General features: G+C 42.2%; 24 protein-coding genes. 2 read left to right on the plus strand and 22 right to left on the minus strand.

Annotated features, from left to right (window positions below):
- Positions 1-4: 4 nt before the first annotated feature.
- On the plus strand, positions 5-1,666 hold the full coding sequence (locus tag NYE23_RS22740) for a methyl-accepting chemotaxis protein (RefSeq protein ID WP_341081377.1): 1,662 nt from the start codon (positions 5-7) through the stop codon (positions 1,664-1,666).
- A 213-nt stretch (positions 1,667-1,879) separates the two neighbouring features.
- On the opposite strand, the gene hpf is transcribed toward NYE23_RS22740, so the two are convergent.
- The 21 genes from hpf to NYE23_RS22845 form a co-directional block, all read right to left on the minus strand.
- Positions 1,880-2,437: a ribosome hibernation-promoting factor, HPF/YfiA family gene (gene hpf / locus NYE23_RS22745; protein WP_341081378.1), complete on the minus strand. Its 558-nt coding sequence runs from the start codon at positions 2,435-2,437 to the stop codon at positions 1,880-1,882.
- 229 nt (positions 2,438-2,666) lie between these two features.
- On the minus strand, positions 2,667-2,867 hold the full coding sequence (locus NYE23_RS22750) for a YjfB family protein (RefSeq protein WP_341081379.1): 201 nt from the start codon (positions 2,865-2,867) through the stop codon (positions 2,667-2,669).
- Positions 2,868-2,894: 27 nt separating this feature from the next.
- The gene (locus NYE23_RS22755) at positions 2,895-3,281 is read right to left on the minus strand and encodes a hypothetical protein (protein ID WP_341081381.1); all 387 of its coding nucleotides are present in this window, start codon (positions 3,279-3,281) and stop codon (positions 2,895-2,897) included.
- Positions 3,282-3,291: 10 nt separating this feature from the next.
- On the minus strand, positions 3,292-3,636 hold the full coding sequence (locus NYE23_RS22760; protein WP_341081383.1) for a flagellar protein FliT: 345 nt from the start codon (positions 3,634-3,636) through the stop codon (positions 3,292-3,294).
- Entirely contained in the window at positions 3,636-4,037 is a 402-nt protein-coding gene (gene fliS / locus NYE23_RS22765) for a flagellar export chaperone FliS (protein ID WP_341081386.1), read from the minus strand. The genes NYE23_RS22760 and fliS overlap by 1 nt, the downstream gene beginning before the upstream one ends.
- An 18-nt stretch (positions 4,038-4,055) precedes the next feature.
- Complete coding sequence (gene fliD / locus NYE23_RS22770; RefSeq protein ID WP_341081388.1) at positions 4,056-6,179, minus strand: flagellar filament capping protein FliD; 2,124 nt, start codon at positions 6,177-6,179, stop codon at positions 4,056-4,058.
- 14 nt (positions 6,180-6,193) lie between these two features.
- Positions 6,194-6,553, minus strand: a complete 360-nt coding sequence (flaG, locus tag NYE23_RS22775; RefSeq protein ID WP_341081389.1) for a flagellar protein FlaG — start codon at positions 6,551-6,553, stop codon at positions 6,194-6,196.
- Positions 6,554-6,792: 239 nt separating this feature from the next.
- Complete coding sequence (locus NYE23_RS22780) at positions 6,793-8,283, minus strand: flagellin (protein ID WP_341081826.1); 1,491 nt, start codon at positions 8,281-8,283, stop codon at positions 6,793-6,795.
- Positions 8,174-8,437, minus strand: a complete 264-nt coding sequence (locus NYE23_RS22785; protein WP_341081391.1) for a flagellin N-terminal helical domain-containing protein — start codon at positions 8,435-8,437, stop codon at positions 8,174-8,176. The genes NYE23_RS22780 and NYE23_RS22785 overlap by 110 nt, the downstream gene beginning before the upstream one ends.
- A gap of 113 nt (positions 8,438-8,550) precedes the next feature.
- Positions 8,551-8,781, minus strand: coding sequence for a carbon storage regulator CsrA (csrA, locus tag NYE23_RS22790; protein ID WP_262174869.1), 231 nt, complete (start codon positions 8,779-8,781; stop codon positions 8,551-8,553).
- Complete coding sequence (fliW, locus tag NYE23_RS22795) at positions 8,781-9,221, minus strand: flagellar assembly protein FliW (protein ID WP_341081396.1); 441 nt, start codon at positions 9,219-9,221, stop codon at positions 8,781-8,783. Before fliW ends, csrA begins: the two co-directional genes overlap by 1 nt.
- Before the next feature lie 15 nt (positions 9,222-9,236).
- Positions 9,237-9,800 carry a DUF6470 family protein gene (locus NYE23_RS22800; protein ID WP_341081398.1) on the minus strand — a complete coding sequence of 188 codons (564 nt, stop codon included), beginning with the start codon at positions 9,798-9,800 and terminating at the stop codon, positions 9,237-9,239.
- A 54-nt stretch (positions 9,801-9,854) separates the two neighbouring features.
- Positions 9,855-10,715: a flagellar hook-associated protein FlgL gene (gene flgL, locus NYE23_RS22805; RefSeq protein ID WP_341081401.1), complete on the minus strand. Its 861-nt coding sequence runs from the start codon at positions 10,713-10,715 to the stop codon at positions 9,855-9,857.
- A 13-nt stretch (positions 10,716-10,728) separates the two neighbouring features.
- Positions 10,729-12,291: a flagellar hook-associated protein FlgK gene (gene flgK / locus NYE23_RS22810; RefSeq protein WP_341081402.1), complete on the minus strand. Its 1,563-nt coding sequence runs from the start codon at positions 12,289-12,291 to the stop codon at positions 10,729-10,731.
- A gap of 18 nt (positions 12,292-12,309) precedes the next feature.
- Positions 12,310-12,789: a flagellar protein FlgN gene (locus NYE23_RS22815; RefSeq protein ID WP_341081404.1), complete on the minus strand. Its 480-nt coding sequence runs from the start codon at positions 12,787-12,789 to the stop codon at positions 12,310-12,312.
- A gap of 15 nt (positions 12,790-12,804) precedes the next feature.
- Entirely contained in the window at positions 12,805-13,071 is a 267-nt protein-coding gene (flgM, locus tag NYE23_RS22820; protein ID WP_341081406.1) for a flagellar biosynthesis anti-sigma factor FlgM, read from the minus strand.
- Between the two features lie 143 nt (positions 13,072-13,214).
- A complete protein-coding gene (locus NYE23_RS22825; protein ID WP_341081409.1) occupies positions 13,215-13,646 on the minus strand; it encodes a TIGR03826 family flagellar region protein in 432 nt (143 codons plus the stop codon).
- Between the two features lie 69 nt (positions 13,647-13,715).
- Positions 13,716-16,280, minus strand: a complete 2,565-nt coding sequence (locus tag NYE23_RS22830) for an EAL domain-containing protein (RefSeq protein WP_341081412.1) — start codon at positions 16,278-16,280, stop codon at positions 13,716-13,718.
- 162 nt (positions 16,281-16,442) lie between these two features.
- Entirely contained in the window at positions 16,443-17,147 is a 705-nt protein-coding gene (locus NYE23_RS22835; RefSeq protein WP_341081414.1) for a ComF family protein, read from the minus strand.
- Positions 17,137-18,606, minus strand: a complete 1,470-nt coding sequence (locus tag NYE23_RS22840; protein ID WP_341081829.1) for a DEAD/DEAH box helicase — start codon at positions 18,604-18,606, stop codon at positions 17,137-17,139. Before NYE23_RS22840 ends, NYE23_RS22835 begins: the two co-directional genes overlap by 11 nt.
- Before the next feature lie 216 nt (positions 18,607-18,822).
- Complete coding sequence (locus NYE23_RS22845) at positions 18,823-19,662, minus strand: DegV family protein (RefSeq protein ID WP_341081417.1); 840 nt, start codon at positions 19,660-19,662, stop codon at positions 18,823-18,825.
- A gap of 215 nt (positions 19,663-19,877) precedes the next feature.
- Here NYE23_RS22845 and NYE23_RS22850 point away from each other — a divergent pair, with 215 nt between their 5' ends.
- Positions 19,878-20,156, plus strand: a complete 279-nt coding sequence (locus NYE23_RS22850; protein WP_341081419.1) for a hypothetical protein — start codon at positions 19,878-19,880, stop codon at positions 20,154-20,156.
- Between the two features lie 194 nt (positions 20,157-20,350).
- Here NYE23_RS22850 and NYE23_RS22855 read toward each other — a convergent pair whose 3' ends face one another.
- On the minus strand, positions 20,351-21,031 hold the full coding sequence (locus tag NYE23_RS22855) for a response regulator (RefSeq protein ID WP_095243405.1): 681 nt from the start codon (positions 21,029-21,031) through the stop codon (positions 20,351-20,353).
- Positions 21,032-21,076 lie beyond the last annotated feature (45 nt).

Genomic DNA, 21,076 nt, shown 5'->3' on the forward strand with positions numbered 1-21,076 from the left:
AAAGATGACATTACGAAAACGCCTCATTATTGTCACGCTGATCCCGCTCGCACTCTCGGTCAGCATGATTGGCTTTATCATACTACAGACTTTAAACATTCAAAGCTCCGCTAAAGATGATGTGGATCTTCTGCTGAAAGTGAAGGACCTGGAGCAAAGCCTGGTGGTGACAAGTCAGTCGCTTGCCAATTACACGTACAATTCAAGTGACGCCAACAAGGACCAGGCACTGACCATGATGACAGAAGTTCAGGAAAGCCTGGCTTCCCTCTCTTCGGTTGCCACAGTTCCTGAGCATAAAAAGATCATCGGCAGCATTGAAGGAAAGTATGCAGAGCTATCGAAAGTTTCAACTGAAGCCTTCAACAAGGGAAACAAAGCGGAAATCAAGCGTCAGAGCATACGAATTTCCGGCATCTTAAATGATATGCACCTTTTAAAGAAGCGCACAAATGAATGGTATGAAGGCATTTTGCAGGAAACCAGCCAGAAAATCGCCTTTATCACGAATTCTTCCCTCATAGGAAGCGCGCTGCTTATTCTTTTATCAGCTGTATTCTCATGGATGGCAGCCCGAGGAATTACAAAGCCAATCAATACGATTGTGGAAAAAGCAGAGAAAATTTCAGAGGGCGATTTAACGGCAGACTTATCACAGCTCATCTTTAAAGAAAACAGCCGCTATGAAATGGATAAACTAACGGAAGCTTTTTCTAAAATGGTAGTGAACCTGAAAGGAACCGTGCAATCCATAGAAAAGGTCAGCCAAAATGTAAAAGGATTTGCCGGGGATGTGGCTTCCTATATGCACAGCTTAAATGAAAGCAGCAGCCAGGTGGCAGTTTCAACGGATGAATTGGCGAGAGGAAGCCAGGCCATTTCGGAAGATGTTCAGGCAACTGCCGAGTTAATGAGCGTGATGGGTGAGCAATTTTCCGCTGTCCACCAGTCGAGTGCCGAGAGTGCTGTGCAAAGCACGCAGGCATTGGAATCTGTTCATCAAGGACGGGTGTCTCTGGAAAAGCAAATGAAACTTGCGGAAGAGATCTCCAGTTCGTCTAACCATATTAGAAGTTCAGTCAGTGAATTCGCCCAGTTCACCAAGGAAATTGAAGGGGCAGCTAACACGGTTAAAGATATTGCCGATCAGACAAATCTGCTGGCATTAAACGCAGCGATTGAAGCAGCCCGTGCCGGTGAAGCCGGTAAAGGATTTGCTGTTGTGGCAGAAGAAGTACGGAAGCTTGCTGATTCCTCTTCCAAAGCAACCGATCTGATCGCCTCAATGGTCAGCAACATCCAAAACGGAATAAGCAATATCTACACAGCAACCGAACAGGGACATGCCCTTTCAAAAGAACAATCCCAGTCGATGAGCGAGACAGAACAGGTCTTTGCAACCATCTCTGAACATGTTTCCGGCATCCACAGCCATTTGGAGAAATTAGTTGAAGATATGAAGAGTTCCAGTGATATGAGCCAGCAGGTCATTAGCGCTGTGGAAAACATTTCAGCGGTAACTGAAGAAACAGCTGCCGGGACTGAGGAAATCTCCGCTTCTACGGAGGAGCAGCTTCGTGCGTTTGAGCAGGTTATGGTGAAGGTGGAGCAGCTGGAGGAAATGACCGTGGTTATGGAGAGGGAATTGGAGAAGTTTACGGTTTAGGCTGGTTTTTGGCAGTGTCGTTTTACTGAAAATGTGGACGTTGCAAATAGATCGGGAAAACCTGCAAATAGAAAAGCGATTTTCGCAAATAGAGCCTGATATCTGCAAATAAAACAGCAAATTTGCAAATAGCAGGCCAATTCCTGCAAATAGCCCAGGAGCGAGCCCAAACAAACGAAAACCCCGCCTCAGCAGCGGGGTTTTCACGTGTTATTATTGTGCTTCAATCAGACCATAGCGGCCGTCTTTACGCTTGTACACTACATTCGTTAAATTAGACTCTGCATTTGTGAACACGTAGAAGCTGTGGCCCAGCATGTTCATTTGCAGGATCGCCTCTTCACTGTCCATCGGCTTCAGATCGAAGCTCTTTTGGCGGACAACTTCAAGATCGTTATCCTCCTCATCCAGTTCAGGTGCCTCTGTCTCATTTTCCAATGCTGCAAACACAGCTGTCAGATTGCCCTTCTCGCGGAATTTGCGGTTCACTTTTGTTTTATGTTTGCGGATTTGGCGCTCCAATTTATCTGTAATCAGATCAATCGCTGCATACATATCATCATGATCTTCCTCTGCACGAAGAACCAGGTTCGGCATCGGAATCGTTACTTCCACTTTAGAACGGTTATTGTTATACGTTTTTAAATTTACATGTACATTTGCATCAGGAGTTTCAGTAAAATACCTTTCTAACTTCGCAATTTTCTTCTCTACGTACTCTCTAATTGCTGGAGTTACCTCAATGTTTTCACCACGAATGTTGTAATTCATACGTGAACTCCTCCTTCTCATTATACAATGACAGCCTTTTCATTAGCTTTTACCGTGAAAACCACCAGTAATGTCTGAAAAGGAAATGCCTAGTCTTAAAAGTATATTAAGACTATATATTTATATTTCTATTTTACCCCTAAAAACTCCTGCTGAAACTGGTAAAAAGATTGAGAATATTTGTCGAATTGGTGACTTATATAAAAAAATGAGCAGCTGATTTCACTGCTCATCCTTTTATATCAATATGGCCGCCCAAGTGGGGCTGGGCTGTGTGCTGGAGGGCCTGTACATGAGACCCGCTCATCATCTTATTAATGAATTCCGCATTTCCTTCTGCCTGGTCCATGGCTTTTTTCATAACTGAGATGGATGCTTGCTGCTGGACCTGGCCTTGGGATAAGACCATAGACATTAAGGGGATATCCAATTGTACACCTCCGAGACTTTACCTTACTCAAGATTGAATATATGGATTTAACTCCTGCTGAATATTTTTATGCCACTCTGCAAATGCAGGATAGAGCTTTTTCGAAATGATCTCCTGTCTAACAGGCAGATCCTCGAAATTCTGAATAAGCAGTTCAGCCTGATCCGCTACTGTACTGATATCAGCGATAGCTTTAAGCATGGGCTGATTGTCTTGAACAAGCTGGCTAAGCTGCTCATGGGCTGCAGCAACTTGAGGAAATGCCTGAAAAATATCATCGAGAAGCCGCTCTCCCTCTGTTTTACTGAAATCGCTAAAGCTTTTTACGATATAATCGAATGCTTCATCTATGGTATATAAAAGATCGCTGTATTCCTTCAGGAAAAGGTATTGCTCTTCGGTCAAAGTCAACAATGTTAGTCACCTATTTTCTTTTATCATAAAACATGCCATCAGTTGCTATGGATTGATAGGGATTAGCATATTTTCCGGTTGATTCCTTTTTAACGCTTAAATCTTTGATGTCTTTTTGGATAAACAGCTTTTCCCTTGTCATGAGCTGGGTGACTTTTGCATTTAGGCTTATGAGCCTGGCTCCCAAGTCTTTTTCGGCGTCTGAATATGGAGGAGCCATGCCAGCCATTGCCTGCTGGCGGTTTTCAAGCAAACATTCAACCTGACTGATTTTCGCATCACGGTCAAGCCCGGTATCTTCAAGTAATGCTATCAGCTTTTGTGTGGCATCATAGAAGGTTTGTACCGAACTCACTAAACTGTACCGCCCTGCGAGAACTGCTTCTGGCGGTTCACCTGGATGACTTCCTTCCACGTATCCCGGAACTCGGTGACCATGTCTTCCACCTCAGCCAATATGGAAGCATCATTTTTAATGTTAGCTTCCATTAATCTGCGATTCATGAAATCATATAAAGACATCATATTTTTAGAAACTTCGATGTCCATATTTAATGTGACCATCAGCTCCTGAATAATAGATTGAGCCTTTTGGATATTGGTATTTTTCATTTCAATATTCTTTTCTTCAATGGCTTTCTTCGCCTGATGAATAAACTTAAGGCACCCATTATACAGCATCAGTGTCAGCTCTCCAGGAGATGCGGTATTCACTGAGTTTTGCTGATAGGATTGATATGGATTGCTTACTGCCATTTGTAACACTCCTTTTTCTTACATGCCCCCGCTAAATTGGTTCATAAGGAACATGGACTGCTCATTGGAACGCTGGATCGCTTTTTCCATGGCGGTGAATTGGCGCCAGTAACGGTCTTCAACCTGCTTTAATTTATTTTCAAAACTATCAATCCGCTTACCTACATCATTCAGTTCCCTGCCGATGGTAAACTGCTGATTGGTTGAGAAGCTGTTTCCCGCTTTTGTCTTCAATTTATCCATCGCAGCGTTCACGGTATCATATAGCCTGTGGGCAATCCCTCTTTGCCCGTCTGTCTGCCCTTCCCCTCGAAAAAGATTCTCAACAGACACAGGATCATCTTCGATTGCTTTTTTCAGGGCAGCTTCATCAATTTCAAGCTTACCGCCTTCTAAATAATTGCTGGTCGTTTTAATGCCAATACTGGCCAGCTGATTATAAAGCGGAGAAACAAGATCATTCGATACAGGCTGGTAAAAGTTCATCCGCATCCCTGATAAAACAGACTGAAGCGTAGAATCCTTGCGCAGGAGACCGCTTTTAGCCCGCTCTTCCCATTGCTCCTGCTGCTTGTCCGAAAGCTGCTCACGCTGTTCATCGGTTAATGGGGTATAGCTTCTATAACGCTCTTCACCCGTTTTTTTCTGGATTTTATCAATCATTTCATTGTATTTATCCACAAATGCCTTGATATTATCAAAAACCTTTGTGGAATCATTGCTGACATTGATGCTGACCGGCTTATCTTCAAACGTCTGCTTAAGCGTAAAGGTGACACCATTTATTTCAAACGTATTTGAGCTCCGATTAGTAGCCAATCCGTTTATCACAAATTCAGCGTTTCTTCCTTCTTCTTTGACCGCAGCCCCTTTAAAGCGCAGAACATCATTCAGTAAGCTTCCGCTTGTCGTGATCTCTGCCCCGCCTTTATTAAAATCACCCGTCTCTGTGCGGGTCATCGTCATTTGACCAGTAGCACTGTCAAAAAACATATTGACACCGGCGCTTGAAGCATTGACTTTACTGATAACATTATTCAGAGACTCACTGCCTGAAATCAGGAAAGAGTCATGACGCTCCCCTTTAGAAGTTGAGGTATCTACGGAAAAAGCAGTGTATTTGTGGTCATAAGCAATCTCCAGACTCATCGTTGTACTAGATCCCTCTGCCGGTTTTTGCATATCAGCATTAAACGTGATTTTTCCTGTTTCATAGTTAAGGGTGCCTACCACTTTATTGGCATCATCGAGTATTTCTCTTTCTCCATTCACGATATTGCCCATTGATAAAGTTTTCTCAGTGGACGTTCCAGACGTTGTTTCCTTTATCTTAATGCTTTTCACTTCGTTCAAGGCACCTTGTGGCAATTGAATGGAAGAAGTGCTGCTTGAAATAGCGTGTGAACCCGTCCGTTCAGTGGCCACATAATCAATCTTAATGACACTTCCCTTTGCAGGTTCCTTGCCGAATTGCATTGTTCCATCTTCTTTTACCAGCACTTCATTCTCTTTTAAGGGACGGTTTGCCGCTGTTAATTCTGCCTCACTCAGCGCATTAAAACCTACTCCATTAACCTTTACACTCCAGGAGCTAAGTTCACTTAGATCCACTTTGGACATATCACCGAAGCTAATAGCAGCTGGATCGGTCACATTAATATTTTTATTCAACACTGCACCATTTTTCCAAGCACCGGGAACAGTGTTTCCATTTGAATCTGTATGGCTGCCTTGATACACAAAATTGCTTTCCTGTGCATACAGTCCTTTTGTTGTGTCTATGTTTTTTCCGCTGGCTGAAATGCTGCCGCCATTTACTCGAGTCTCTGCGCTAGCTAAATGTGTAACTTTTGAAATCGAATAAGACGCCTGAGCAGCTGTACTGCTCACCGTGGCCGTTACCGAGGCTTCATTTGAAGAGGCTGCCAGCCTGGCACGATAACTAGTAGTTAGTTTCATCTTTGTTAATTCACTTCTAAAATCCAAAAGCAATGAATTCATTGCCCGGTAATCATCCCGCTGCCATTCTAAAACCTGCTTTTTTTGTTTCAATTTATCTAATGGCATCCGTTCTGCCTTCATTAGATCTGATACAAGCTGCTCAATATCCATTCCGCTCGCCAGACCTCCGATTCTTACCATTGTGAATTCCTCCTTTAAATCTTCTTATCTACCATCAGTCCAACAAATTCCGTCATGGCTGCGTACATATCCAGCATTTTCTTTGAGGGGATTTCCTTTACTACTTCCTGGGTTATGTCATCAACTAATGTTACGTAATACTCATTTAACTCTTCATGAAGAACAAATTTTATCGATGTATGGGAAGCCTGTAAGAACTCGTTCATGCTGTCGACTACTTCAGTCAACTGTTCTTCCTTAATTTGGCCGTTGAGTTTTGGCTGAATAGGCTTTTCTATATTCACTTCATTAATTCGAAACTCGCTCGAATTTTCATTTGTATGTACTGATCTAGATGTAAGAGAGATATTTTGAGATGATAAACGCTCTATCATTGTAATCTCCTACCTATATGGAATAAGTGCTTTATTTTTTATATCGGTAATATTTTAGTGTTGTTAAGAGAATGTTTTATATGGAAGAATTAAATATTTTAGATTTCAGGAAAATGTTCTTAATTTTCTCACCACCAAAAACAGTTCCTCTAATATATATATCCATATATCATTCCTTCAGATTGACATATCAAAAAGGACCCTAGCAAAGCTAGAGTCCATTTTTATTTAACCTATTATTATCTAAGGAGCTGTAGAACACCTTGTGGTTGTTGATTTGCTTGAGCCAGCATTGCTTGTGCTGCTTGAGAAAGAATTGAATTCTTTGTTTGATTCATCATTTCTTTCGCCATATCAACGTCACGGATACGAGATTCCGCAGCTGTTAAGTTTTCAGACGATGTATTCAAGTTATTGATGGTATGTTCTAAACGGTTTTGAACAGCACCTAGTTTAGAACGTTCAGATGATACTGATTTAATTGCTTTATCCAAGCTTTCAAGAGCATTGGAAGCTCCAGCTTGTGTTGAAACATCTACACCAGAGATTCCAAGAGCAGTTGAACGCATATCGTTAATTCCAAAACTAATAGTTTGGCCTTTGTTAGCACCAATTTGGAATGTCATACCACCATTACCTGATGCTTCTGTTTGAGCCTTAGATAAACCCAGATCACTTACAGATGTTTTCCCTGCTAAATCCGCTAAGCTTACTGCACCAGATTGACTTACAATTTCAAGACGGCCATCTTTAGTGGCATTTACCTTAATTTCTTCAATGAATCCTTCATCTCCAGATGACTTTCCTTGAAGTGTATTATACGCATCAACTGCTGCTTTAATATCAGTTTGTAATTGAGTAGCGGTAGCCGACATAGAAGTTGTTCCACTAGTAATAGCACCTGAAGTTGTTACTTGTAATGCGATATCTCCAACTTTAATATCAAATTTCTCTCCACTTGCAACTGTAGTTCCATTATAGATTGCAGTACCATTTGTTGGAACATCAGTACCCATAACTTGTTGCAATACTCCTGCACCTGCAGAAATATCAATCTTAGAATCAACACCCTTTGAACCACTTTGAAGTACTAATTTACCAGCATCTAAATAACCAGAAACATGTTCAACATTAGCTCCTGAAGCATCAATTGCTTCATTAATTTTGCTAACAATTAAATCTTTTGCGGCATTTCTTGAAGCACTATCTGTTCCTACACTAGTTAAAACAGCTTGCTCTTCACTAGTAAGGTTTTGCCAATTAACTTCAATTTCAGTACCATCTATAGTAATTTTTTCACTTACAAAATCTGCTGTTGCTGGTTTATTGGTATCAATAGAAGCATCTGCAGTAGTGATACCCGCTGACAACTTAGCTACTACTGAACCTGTAGTTGTATCTGCTCCAACTGTAGCACCGCCAGCAGATTTCAAGTTACCATTCAATAGTTTTTGAGTATTGAATTCAGTTGTATTTCCTATACGGTCAATTTCTTCTTTTAATTGCTTAACTTCGTCTTGGATTGCTTTACGATCATCAGCAGTGTTTGTACCATTAGCTGATTGATCTGCTAGTTCACGAACACGTTGAAGAATCGAATGTGTTTCATTTAACGCACCCTCAGCAGTTTGGAGCATAGAGATACCATCTTGAGCATTTGCTGCTGCTTGGTCTAAACCACGTACTTGAGCACGCATTTTTTTCAGAAATTGCAAGACCTGCTGCATCATCTCCTGCACGGTTAATACGAAGTCCTGAAGATAACTTCTCCATTGATTTAGATTGTCCAGCAGCTGCACTATTCAACTGACGATAAGTATTAAGCGCCGCAATATTATGATTAATTCTCATTGTTTGTTTCCTCCTTGAGTATATGTCCCACATCCATGTGGTCTGTTAACCAACCAGCAGAAAAGTCGGCCGCCTTCTTGCTGTTCAGCTTTACAATGGTTATATCGACTTATTTTGACAGGTGTTTAATGGTTTTGAAAAAATTTTTATTTCTTTTTAAAAAAGCTGCTTAAACTTTCAATCGCACCAGCATCTGTTTGCGTTGCGCTGCTGTTTTCCTGCTGAATAGATAGGTATATTTCTTTCCTATGAATATCAACATTTTTTGGCGCACTGATGCCCAGCTTTACCTGGTCACCTTCGATGGAGAGGATAGATATTTCAATATCATCACCAACCATGATCGATTCTTTAAGTCTCCTTGTGAGTACAAGCATTATCTCCCCCCCTGTTCTTGAGGTGTCAGGATTTTATGCTTAGTTTGGTAAGGTGTTTGACTAAGAATGACTTGTTTGCCCAGTTTTTTTGTTTGGTTAATGACTAATGGAGCCTGCAGGTTAGCGGTTGTTTCCTGGAACGGCTCTCTTACTGTCAAAACCGCAAAGGTAGCCACATCTTTATCTGATTGGATTTCTAATTTTTCCAATGCCTCTTCTGGCAAATCAAACTCATACTGAGGAAAAAGAACAAATGGATCTGTAACAATAAAAGCCACCTCAGTTGTTTTGACTGACTGCAACACAAATAAGTCTGTACCTTCAAGCGGAATAATATAAAATTCTTTCTCGTCTAAAAACCCCGGTATCCCTGATGGAAACTTAATAATCTCTTCTATTTTTATCTCTTGCTCACCATGAAATTTCGTTAAAATATTCATTTTTTCACCACTTTACTAAATTGTTAGATTGATAAAATCAATGCTTAGGCTATTTTTCTCAATAATCTCTGTACTGACTTTACCTGGCGTATAGTTATGTACCGGCTTTCTGATTTCAACTTCAATCTTCGGCTTTTGCGGCTGGGCCTCAATGTTTACTTTTACAGGTTCGTATTGAATCTTTACACTATTGTGAGAAGGTATCCAGCCAATATTAAACTGCCGTGTAGGATCCTCACTGTTTTCCTTGGCCTGATAGGCGATAGGGCTGCCGCCGTATTCAATTTTCATGAGCTCTGTTCCCTGTGCAGCTCTTCTCTCCAGCCCTTTCAGCCAATCCTGGTACCCCTTTTGGGCGAACTCTTCTATTCTTCTGCCAACACTTTTTAGGTCGACGTCCTCTCGTGCCTTTGTCTGATCGATAGTCAGCTTACCAGGGATTGTTTCGATTTCCAGGATGGCTTTAGGCTGCTGGATGGATTGAATGGCAGGGGGCTGTTCGATTTCCTGAACCGGTTTTTCTATTTTTAACCCCATTTTGATAAAGTTGGATTCCAGCCTGATTTGCGGTACGTTCATCTTAAACACCTCTTTATGAAAAAAAGCTATCTCCTAAGGATAGCTTTTCATTGATTATCTTAAAAAGTCGGTCAAGCTCGGCTGTATGATTCTTGCCCCAACACTTAATGCGGCACGATGGATACTTTCCTGGGTTGTGAGTTCAATGATGGCTTTTTCCATATCGATGTCTTCATTATCGGAAAGGATTCTTGTCGAGAAGACTTCCTGCTGGGAAAGACGGTCCTCCATCAGCTCGACACGATTCTGTTTGGCACCAATTTGCGCACGTGCAGACAAGAAATTATCTATGTTTTTATCAACAGAATCAAGCATATCCCCAACAGCAGGATCATTCGTTTCAAGAGCTGTGATCAGCTTTTGGATATCTCCCTCATCGCTGAGCATATCCTCAAATAGAGCCTTTCCTTCAGTGTTCACTGGAATTTTTATGCCTGAAAAAACCTCAAGCTCAATAGCCCCACTTTGAAAAACTGATTCAGATGGACGGACATTTGTCTGATTGCCGTTAAAAATATACTTTCCGCCAACTTGTGTATCTCCGAGATTCTGCAGATGCTCTTTAAGCTGTTTAATTTCTTCAGCAACAGCTTTTCGCTGGTCTCCCTCCAAAGTGCCATTGCTGGCTTGAAGTGTAAGTTCTCGAATTCTTTGCAGTGCAAGAACGCCTTTATCCAAAGCATCATCCGTACTATCGACCCAGTTTCTCACTTCACCAATATTGCGGGTATACTGCTCGATCCGGTTTAAGTCAGTACGATAGTTCATCCCCATCATTGCAGCAACTGGATCATCCGATGGCTTGGTAAATTTCTTCTGCGTAGAAATTTGATCCTGCAGCTTGTCCATCCTGCTGTAGCTGTTGCTTAAATTTCGAAGCATGTTATTTGATAGCATTGATTGTGTTACGCGCACTTTATTTCACCCTTTATCTGCCTACAACGCCCATGCCGTTGATGATTTTATCGAGCATTTCATCTACCACTGTTATATTTCGGGCTGAAGCATTGTATGCATGTTGGAATTTAATCATATTGGTCATTTCTTCGTCCAATGAGACTGCACTGACGGATTGCCTGTTCCGGTCTACTGAATCTGCCAGCACAAGGGAGTTTTTCAGATCCTTTTTAGCACTCTGAGAGTCTACGCCTAACCGTCCAATAATCCCGGAATAATAAGAATCCAGGCTTCCATTCAACTTTGATTTTTCATCATCAGACAAGGAGGTATAATCACTAAAACTCTTCTTCCTTAAATCAGCCAGCAGCTGAGCATTTTTGTTATCACCTGATGCTCCGCCTTTTTCGGCTGCGGCGGCAATTTTAGATGAGTCATCAAGCAGTGCTTGATTCACTTTCATGCTTTGTGCCGGATTTTTCTCATCAAACTCGAAAAAGTCCAATCCGGAGATAGTATCTGTCCCTATGGCATATCCATTCTTATGAATCTCATTGAATTCCTTAGCAAAAGCAGACGCCATTCTATTCAGCTTCTCCAGCATTTCAGGGTAAGCTCCCTTAGCAGAACCACCTGCTTCATAACCATAGCTGTTAATTAAGCCGGATAGTTCACCTGACAAAGTCTCAAACTGTGTAAAGGAGGCGGAACCAATCTTTAATCCTGTTACAAGTCCGCTCTCTTCATTTCTTTCAAGCTCTACCTTGTTAGTGCCCACAATGCCGTTCTCTTTTGTCACGGAAATGAGGCTAATAGGCGGATTATATGATTTCCCATTCTTTTGGACAATCTCGATATTATAAAGGCCCGCTGCCATCGGTTTGGCATCTCCATATGTATTAGGAACCACACCGCTCACTTTCACGTTAACCAATTGCGAAAGACTATCTACCAATAAGTCCCGCTCATCATAAAGATCATTTGGCAGATATCCGTGTGGCTCAACAGAGGCAATCTGCTTATTCAAATGATCAATTTGCGCGACGATCGCATTAATTTCATCAACTTTCACGCCAACCTGATTGCCAATATCCTCTTGAACCCGCGAAAGGGAATTATGATAATAATTCAGCGTATCCGCAACCATCTGCCCGGTGGCTGCCACTACATCTCTTGCTCCCGTATTTTCAGTATGGCTTGATAGATCCTGGAGAGCATTCCAGAACTTTTCCAGCGTACTGTGCAATCCATTCTCAGACGGTTCATTTATGATTTCTTCCATCTTGGTTAAAGACTCGCTCATGGCACCATAATAGCCCATTTTTGTGTTTTCGGTTCTATATTGCAGATCCAGGAATGATTCTCTTATTCTCTGAACTGTTCCCGCCTCAACACCCGTTCCCATTTGACCGGGTATCTGCGGGCGGTTCATGCCAACGCCCGGATAAGGCTCGGTTTGCGCGAAATTAATGCGCTGCCTGGTGTATCCCGGCGTATTCGCATTTGAAATATTATGACCTGTTGTATATAAAGCACTTTGCTGGGTGAACATGCCGCGGCGGGCTGTTTCAAGTCCCATGAAAGTTGAACGCATGTTGGTTCCTCCGTTCTGCTACACTTTCGAATTGAAAAGTCCTGGATTCATCTTTTCAGATTTCTTTCTGGCAGGCGGACCGTAGTTCATATTTTCCGCCTGCGGCCTTAATAGATTCATAGAGACATTCACAAACTGAAGGGAATGATGAACAAGCTGCTGGTTTAGGAAATTCTGCTCTTTCAGTTCATATACCAGCTCAGCAAGCTCCTCTGTGATAGCCTCCAGCCTGAGGCGATCAGGCTGCGTGAGGAGATTTAAACAATCTGATACGGTTGGGCTTTCCAGCATAGGTACGATGGAATTTGCTGCCTTCTCCCGTTCTTGATCCAATCGGCTAATAGCCGCAATATGAGACTGCTCATCCTTCAGCATCTGATTCAGGGCGTCCATGTCGCCGGTCTTAATAATGTCTGTCTTTTTAACTGCGAGTTCATATAGGCTTTTATGAAGCTTTAGCAGTTTCTCCATTGCTGCCGTAAGAGCTTCGGCTGACATGCCAATCCCTCCTCATTATTTATTCGAATAGAAATTAGCAATGCTTTTTGCGACTTCTTTCGGATTGATTTTATAGATGCCGTTCTCAACCTGAATTTTGAGCTCTTCTACCTTGGCTTTGCGGTTTTCACTCAGCTGTGATACCTGCTGCATTTCCTTTGCAGTGGAGCTGATTTCAATTTTATCTGATGCCGTTCTGGCTGGTTTTCCTGCATTTTCAAGCTTGTTCAGTTGGCGTTTGTACGGGTTCACGCCTGAAGGACCAAAATTATTGATTTTCATGTGTACCCCTCACTTTCTTTCCGGTCGATTTAACCTAATTCTATTATCGGCTAATGTGGCGGTATGTTTAAATGTTAATTTATGTTTGGTAAAAAATACATCAAAAAGCCTATAGAAAAAGCTATGTGAATGAGTCACATAGCTTAGAAACGTCTATTGATTTTTTCATTGACGGCAAAATAAGTGCCATGTTTTTCTCTCTGGGCTGCTTCTCTTCTTCTCTCTTCCTCAGAGGTAAACCGCTGCAGATCTTTTCTCAGCTCTCCTGCACAGTTCTTGCAGACCTTGCCTTCCCGAATGCTGACACCGCATTTTTCACAAGGATAGCCAAGATTCGGAAATTGAGCAAGCTTCAACTTTCCCGTACGGATAAATTTCAAAATTAAGTCTTCCTCAATTCCCGTTGCTTCTACCACCTGTAAAATGGTCGCAGTCCGATTCTCCCTCTTCCGGATGAACTGATAGACCGTCTCATAAGCCTTCTCTTCTTCCTTCCAGCAATCCTGGCAGACTTCGCGGAATTGGTTTTTGACAAAGATGGCATCACATTTTGGGCAGTTGGATAACTCAGCCATATGGTTCTTCCTCTCTCAGTTTATATGAAAATATTATAGCTCGAAGAATAGGATAATTATAGAAAAATATTATTCAAAATACAGCAGGCTGCTGGCTGTTTCTATGAAAAGGGATTCGGGAACAGACGGATTTTGCTCCAGCTGTATTTGCAGCCTGCCGAGCATCTCCGCCAATTTAGCTCTCGGTCCCTCTTCGATAATAAATTGAAAACCATAATTAGTCAGAGTATCCGATATTTCATCTTTCCGGACAATCGTTCCCGTAAATGCAAGGAACTCTCCTAATAGCTTAGTTTCAATCAATAGAATAATATTCTTTCTCACAGGAAGTTTCATTTTGGACACAAATTTTACTCCGCCTGCACTCATATCTTCAATCAAAATTTTCGTGCTGCCCATTTTGACAGGCTTTTTATTAAGCTCTAAGATGGTCATTTTTGCTTCAAGCGGGCTGGGAAACTCGACCCGTTCATACTTCCGCAAACCTTTAAACACATTGTCTTCTTTACTATTTTGCGGCTTCAAAATACCAATTAACAATTTCTGTTCAAAGATGGAAGGCGGAATTGGCTTGCTGAAAAGGTACCCCTGTATTTGGTCACATTCATTTTTCCTTAAAGTGTAGAATTGCTCAAAAGTCTCTACACCTTCCGCTACCACCTTCATATTCAGCCCATGGGCAAGCGTGATCAGATTGGCCGTAATGATGGCATCTTCCGCATTTTTATCCATTGCCCGGATAAACGTTTTATCTATCTTTAAAACATCGAATTTATATTTCTTTAACTGCGTGATGGAGGAGTAGCCGGTTCCAAAGTCGTCCAGCGCAATTTTCACTCCCATCTTACCCAATTCCTTAAGCACTGCTATTACGTTCTCTGAGTAATTGATTAGGGAAGACTCCGTCAATTCAATCTCAAGCAGTGAAGCGTCCAGATGATTCTCGTCCAATGCTTCCTTTATCGTGGAAACAAGACAGCTTTTCAAAAAGCTTAAGGGAGAGATGTTCACGGATATCGGAACAATCGGCAGCCCGCTTTCCTTCCAGGAATGAATCTGCCTGCATACCTTCCTTATCACGTATTCACCAATATCTACGATTAAACCGGTTTCTTCTGCAACGGGTATAAACTCCAAGGGCGAGACTCTGCCCCATTCCGGATGATTCCATCTTAATAAAGCTTCCGCACTTACTAGTCTCCGTGTTTTCGTATCAACTCTTGGCTGGTATTCAAGAAAAAACTCGTCATCCTGAAGTGCTTTCCGCATATCCTGTTCCAGCGTAAAAAGCTTATAAGACTCAATATCCATGGAGGGATGGTACACCTGAAATCTGGTATTCCCTTTCTGTTTGGCATGGTAAAGGGAAGATTCCGTATTTCTGACCAATTCATCAGCCGTGCTCCCATTATCCGGATATAAACTTATGCCTATGGATGGAGAGATTTTTAGCTCAAAGCTGTTGATATGGAACGATTCAGAGAAGATCAGATTGATAGAATCTGCTAATCGTGCAGGGTCCTCCCCTTCCTGAATAGATTCCATTATGACCGCAAACTGATCACCGGAAATTCTTGCTGAAAAATAATTTGCCCTCTCCTTAATTCTTTGAGAAACAAGCCTGAGAAGTTCATCTCCGGCAGAGTGGCCGAATGTATCATTAATCTGCTTTAGCCGTTCCAGATCAAAAAATAAAACCGCAAATTTCTTTTGTGAATCATCTTCTATAAGACTCTGGAGCTTCTGATCAAAGTACCGGCGGTTCGGCAGGTCGGTTAGATGATCATAAAAAGCCATACGCCTCATTCTTTTTTCAAGCCATTTCTGTTCCGTTATATCTGTTACAAACCCATCAACCCGGATCAGCTCGCCTCTATCATTCAGGTGCGGGATGCTATGATGATTAACCCACCTTAACTCACCGGACTTATGAACAATCCGATATTGATAGCGGATGCTTTTCCCATTCAGAAGTTTCGCCCGCTCTTCCTCTACCACCTGCACATCATCCGGATGGATTACATTGTTCCACAAATCGAAGTCGGCAATAAACTCCTCGACAGTGTAGCCGAAAATCCCTTCCACCCCTTTCGAAAAATGAAGAACCTTTTTCTTCAGTAAATCTGCAGAATAAATGCCCACATCAAGATTTTCATAAATCTGTCCAATTTTCCGCTCGTTTTCATAAAGTTTTTCTTCCATGCGCCGCTTTTCAGTTATATCCTGAACCGTGGCAATGATTTTGGGTGATCCATCTTCATCTGCAAAATAATCTGCCCGATGGTGAATATACCGTTCTTCACCATCCTGCCTGATCATCCTGCACACCAGGTCCACACTATCCTTTTCTTTGAGAAGCCTGTTAAACTGCTTTTCAAAGGCCAGGCGGTCATCCTGATGAAGATAGCTCAAATACATTTGATAGTCTGGAAATAAGTCTTTTTGAGGATTCAGCCCAAAAATCCGGAACAGCTGATCGGACCAAAACCCTTTATCAGTTTCCACGTCGTACTCCAGGCTTCCGATGTTTGCGATCTTCTGAGCCTGGTTGAGGTTATTTTTTATTTTCATAATTTCCGTTTTATGGCTATCACATTCAACTAGATCACTGTTATCTTCAGCCAATGACTTCACTACATCCTTTCCCCAAAAGCAGCTGAAAAGTATTCCTGTGCCGCCCTCATTCCCCGCAGTCTTCTCATCTATAAAATTTTACTTGTTTAGGATATTTTAACATAGGATTAATTACCTATTAATATTACAAACAAATAAAAAACTTGAAATATATTCCAAATATTAACCTCTTGCCAGAGTAAGTGAAAATACGGAGGCTGCACCAGCATTTTTCAAGACCTTCGCTGCATGGTATAAAGTGGAACCCGTAGTATAAATATCGTCCATTAGAAGAATTACTTTATTTTCAATATTAATACTGAGCGGCTCGAAGACCTGATGATGATGAATCCGCTCAAGACGCGATTTCTTGGATTGCTTCTCCGAATGGAATCGCTGCAGCAGGTCTGTTGGTGTAAAGCCTGCCTCACGGATGAGTGCAGCAGACTGATTAAATCCGCGCTCATACAGTCTTTCAGGACTTAATGGAATCGGAACAAGACAGTCGAAATTCAGGTTTTTCAGCTTTTCCTTTATAAAAGGAGTGAAAGCTCTGGCCAAAACATAATCACCCCGGAACTTATACCTGGCGAGTGTCTCTTTCAGAAAGTCATCATAGGTGAAAATAGAATGGTTTTTATCAAGGATCCCCCACCACTCTGGATCACGATTCCACCTTACACAATCAGTACAAGTGTCGCCTTCCCGAAATTGAAGTTCTAAAGTACTAAATGGCCGGCAGCATTTAGCGCAAGTCTCTCCTCTGATAAATGGGAGTTTACCTGTGCAGACTTGGCATAAATGATGATCTTGCGGCCGTGACCAGAGGGTAGACCAGCTGACAGCAGAGAGAATTTCTTCATGGCAGATTAAGCAGTTAATAGTCAATCAACCCCTTCTTTTTGGCTTCACTGTTCATTTTGATGATTTGTTTCTGCGCTTTAACCATGCTATCGGTTTTACCGAAATGGAAAAAGGTAATATCTCCGCCTGGAAATTGAGCACTTCTTCCAACTCGCCCTGCAATCTGGACTAGGGCGCTCTCTGTGAAAATGCGGTCTTCGGCGCCAAAAACGGCTACGTCAATATTAGGAAACGTAACTCCTCTTTCCAGGATGGTCGTGGTGAGAAGCATGGGGATTTCCTTGTTGCGCATCATTTGGACTTTAGCTTTTCGCTCGGGGTCTTCTGCGTGGACTGATTGAATTTTAGGATAGGATTTACGGAGTATGCTGAGGACTTTCTCCATTTGATCGATTTTGGGCAGGAAGAGCAGGCATTGTTTTTGGTTGTCCAGCCTTTTTTTTATCCACTGGGTAACTGCCGGCGGGAGTTTGTCTTTTTGAAGCGACTTTTCCCTATTGCCGCACCATTTGAAAGATGGTACTGGCAAGGGGTGGCGGTGATATCTGGCCGGGATAGTGACAAATTCCCTCTTCCCGTTCCGGCACTCATTCTGCCATTTTTGATTTGGGGTAGCCGTAAGATAAATCATGGAGGAATGTTCTTTGCGGGACTGGCGGACAGCATACTGAAGGCTTTCATCTGCCGTATAAGGAAAGGCATCCACTTCGTCCAGAATGACTGTATCAAAAGCCTTGTAAAAGTGGAGAAGCTGGTGCGTGGTTGCGATAGTTAAGGGCGCCTGGATATGGCGGTCTTCACTGCCGCCGTAGAGGACAGCCACCTGGATTCCGTGGAAAACTGCTTTGAGCCTCGGACCAAGTTCGAGCACAACATCTGTTCTCGGAGTGGCAATACAGACTCTTTTTCCGGAAGAGAGGGCAGTGCTGATTCCTTCAAACAGAACTTCTGTTTTCCCTGCGCCGCAGACAGCCCAGACGAGGAGTTCTCTATTTTCTATGATAGTCTGTCTAACCTGATCAGAGGCATGCTGCTGGCCGGGTGAGAGGGTGCCTGCCCATATGAGCGGATTTTCGGTCAGCACCTGCGCTGGCTCAGGTCCGCACCAGTTAATCAGAGGGGTGCACTCACTAACTCTGCCCATCATGATGCATTTTCGGCAGTAAGTACATTCTTCCTCACCACAACGGGCACAGGGAAAACCTGCGAACAGTGATCGATCTTGATTGCCGCATCTCGCACAAACTTTCTTGCTTTTGGTCTTAACTATCCCTTTTCGGTAAGTAATATAGCCATTTTCATAGTGCTGATGGATTTCCTCGAGTGGATGCTGAAGGTTTTCGAGTAATTGCTGTTTTCCGTGGAGGATTTGCTGGAGTTCTTTGTTGAATGGGTAGTTTTCGTTGAGTGGAACCTCCGGAATGGTGTTAATAAAGGATATCGGGAGGCTTTCTGAAGGAAAATCTTTTATATAGGGGGTCATTTTAGGAGTAAATCTCAATTAATTCACCTCTGACTAAATAGTTTATCTGTCTATTTGCAAGTGTTACAGTTCTATTTGCAAGTTCTCCAATCTATTTGCAGATTTAGGCCCGCTATTTGCAATATCAAACTTTCTATTTGCAGGAATCCTAAATCTATTTGCAAATCCACATCACCTCCCAAAAAATGTGCGCCATCCCAAGGAATGGCGCAAACATTACTTCTTCACCCAGCCAAACCCCATCGCACCTTCGCCCAAGTGGGTTCCAATAACCGGACCAAAATAGCTGATCATAAACTCCACATTCGGATACTGCGCTGCGAGTTCAGCCTTCCACTCACGTGCTTCTGCTTCGCGATTGGCATGGATAATCACCGCCTGATACGGCTCACCGCTTTTCACATCTTCCCAGAAAAGGTCAACCATCCGCTTCATCGCTTTCTTCCGAGTGCGGATCTTTTCAAACGGAACTATTTTTTTATCTTCAAAATGAAGCAGCGGCTTGACCTGGAGCAGACTTCCAATCAATGCCTGTGCACTCGACAAACGTCCTCCGCGCTGAAGATGCGAAAGGTCGTCCACCATAAAATAAGCGCGAATGCTTTTTTTCATTTCCTTCAAGCGCTCCACGATTTCCTGTGGATCCCTCCCGGCAGCAGCCAGTTCAGCAGCTTCGATCACATAAAAGCCCTGCACCATACAGCTGATTTCGGAATCAAACGGGAACACCTGAACATCCTCTACCATGCTCCCGGCTGTGACTGCCCCCTGAAAAGTGCCGCTGATGCCGCTCGACAGATGAATCGAGATAACCGCATCATACTCTTTTGATAATGTCTCAAATAGCTCAGCAAACTCGCCCACCGGCGGCTGTGAAGTTGTTGGAAGCTCTTTGTGCTTCACTTCTTCATAAAAGTCTGCAGCCGTAATTTCCACTTCTTCCTGGTAGGTCTCACCGCCAAAGATCACACTCAGCGGAATCATATGTATATTTAATTTCTCTCTTAAATTCTTAGGAATGTATGCTGTACTATCCGTTACAACAGCCGTTTTCATAAATAGAGGTACCATCCTTATCTTTTTTCTCTACTGTATGTTCCATTTTATATGATTGAGGGGGAAAATGCATTAAGTTATAGAATTGGGAAGCAAATAATACTCTGCCCCATTATACCTACTTTTAAGACCTGGTAATTTTTTACCTTAAATCCATCCCATGTATATGATAAAATGCTTTTTGTGTCTTTATTTTGTAAAGGAGCTGTAACACATTGAGCAAAAGCACTTCTCCCACAAATACCAACACATCAAATAAATACAGTCTGGATACTCTTCATCAAATGCTTAATAATGAATTAAGTAAATATAAACATATTAAAGTTCCAAATATCAACCATTCTGTCAGCGGGACAGAACTTGCTTCATGGCTTATAGACAGTGCATCCCCCAAAGAAATCGAAGAGCTTGTTCACATGGTGAACCAGGCTAAAAAGAGATCTTCCAATACAAAAGCTATTTTTCAAATAGCCGCTGCCGCACTTATAAAATAACCATGCAAAGTATTTGCTTAAAACCTCTATTTGGTTATTTTTTCTTAAAAAGTGTATAAATACCTTTTATTTATATAGCCTTTCATTTACTATTAATATAGAAGGGAATAAAATAGTTGAGGACTCGATAGAAAAGTATTTTTAAAATAAAAAAGAAAAAGCCCTATAAAAAAGGACTTCTTCTCTCAATAGAATTATCGCACCTCAACCCAGCCATTTTTAATAGCTACAACAACTGCCTGAGTACGGTCATTTACATTCATTTTCTGCAGAATATTGCTCACGTGGTTCTTTACCGTTTTTTCGCTTATGTATAAAGCTTCCCCAATTCCGCGGTTGCTTTTTCCATCAGCCAGGAGCTGAAGCACTTCACATTCGCGGCGTGTCAGCAAGTGAAGAGGACGGCGGATTTCTACCTGTGAATAGGAGCTGTTGCTAGTTCCCTCTGCTGCCAAGCGGCGGTACTCATTTACCAGATTATGTGTCACCTTCGGATGTAGATAAGAGCCTCCATCAGCAACCACCTTCACAGCCTCCACTAATGCATCTGCATCCATTTCTTTTAAAAGGTATCCGCTTGCTCCTGTCTTAAGGGCGTGCGTTACATAATTCTCATCATCGTGGATGGAAAGAATGATTACTTTAGATTCTGGATATTTATTAATCAGCTGGCGGGTCGCTTCCACACCATTTGTATTTGGCATATTGATATCCATGATGATCACATCTGGATCATACTCTTCGACAAGAGCCATGGCTTCACTGCCATCATCGCCTTCTGCCACTACACTAAAGCTCTTTTCGAAATCTAAAATGCGTTTTACCCCTTCTCTGAATAATTGATGGTCATCAATTATGACGATCTTTGTATTCAAATGCTTCGCCTCCCAAATCTCCAGTTCGTTTTTATCTATCTCTAT

This window comes from Cytobacillus sp. FSL H8-0458, from assembly GCF_038002165.1.
Classification (GTDB): domain Bacteria; phylum Bacillota; class Bacilli; order Bacillales; family Cytobacillaceae; genus Cytobacillus.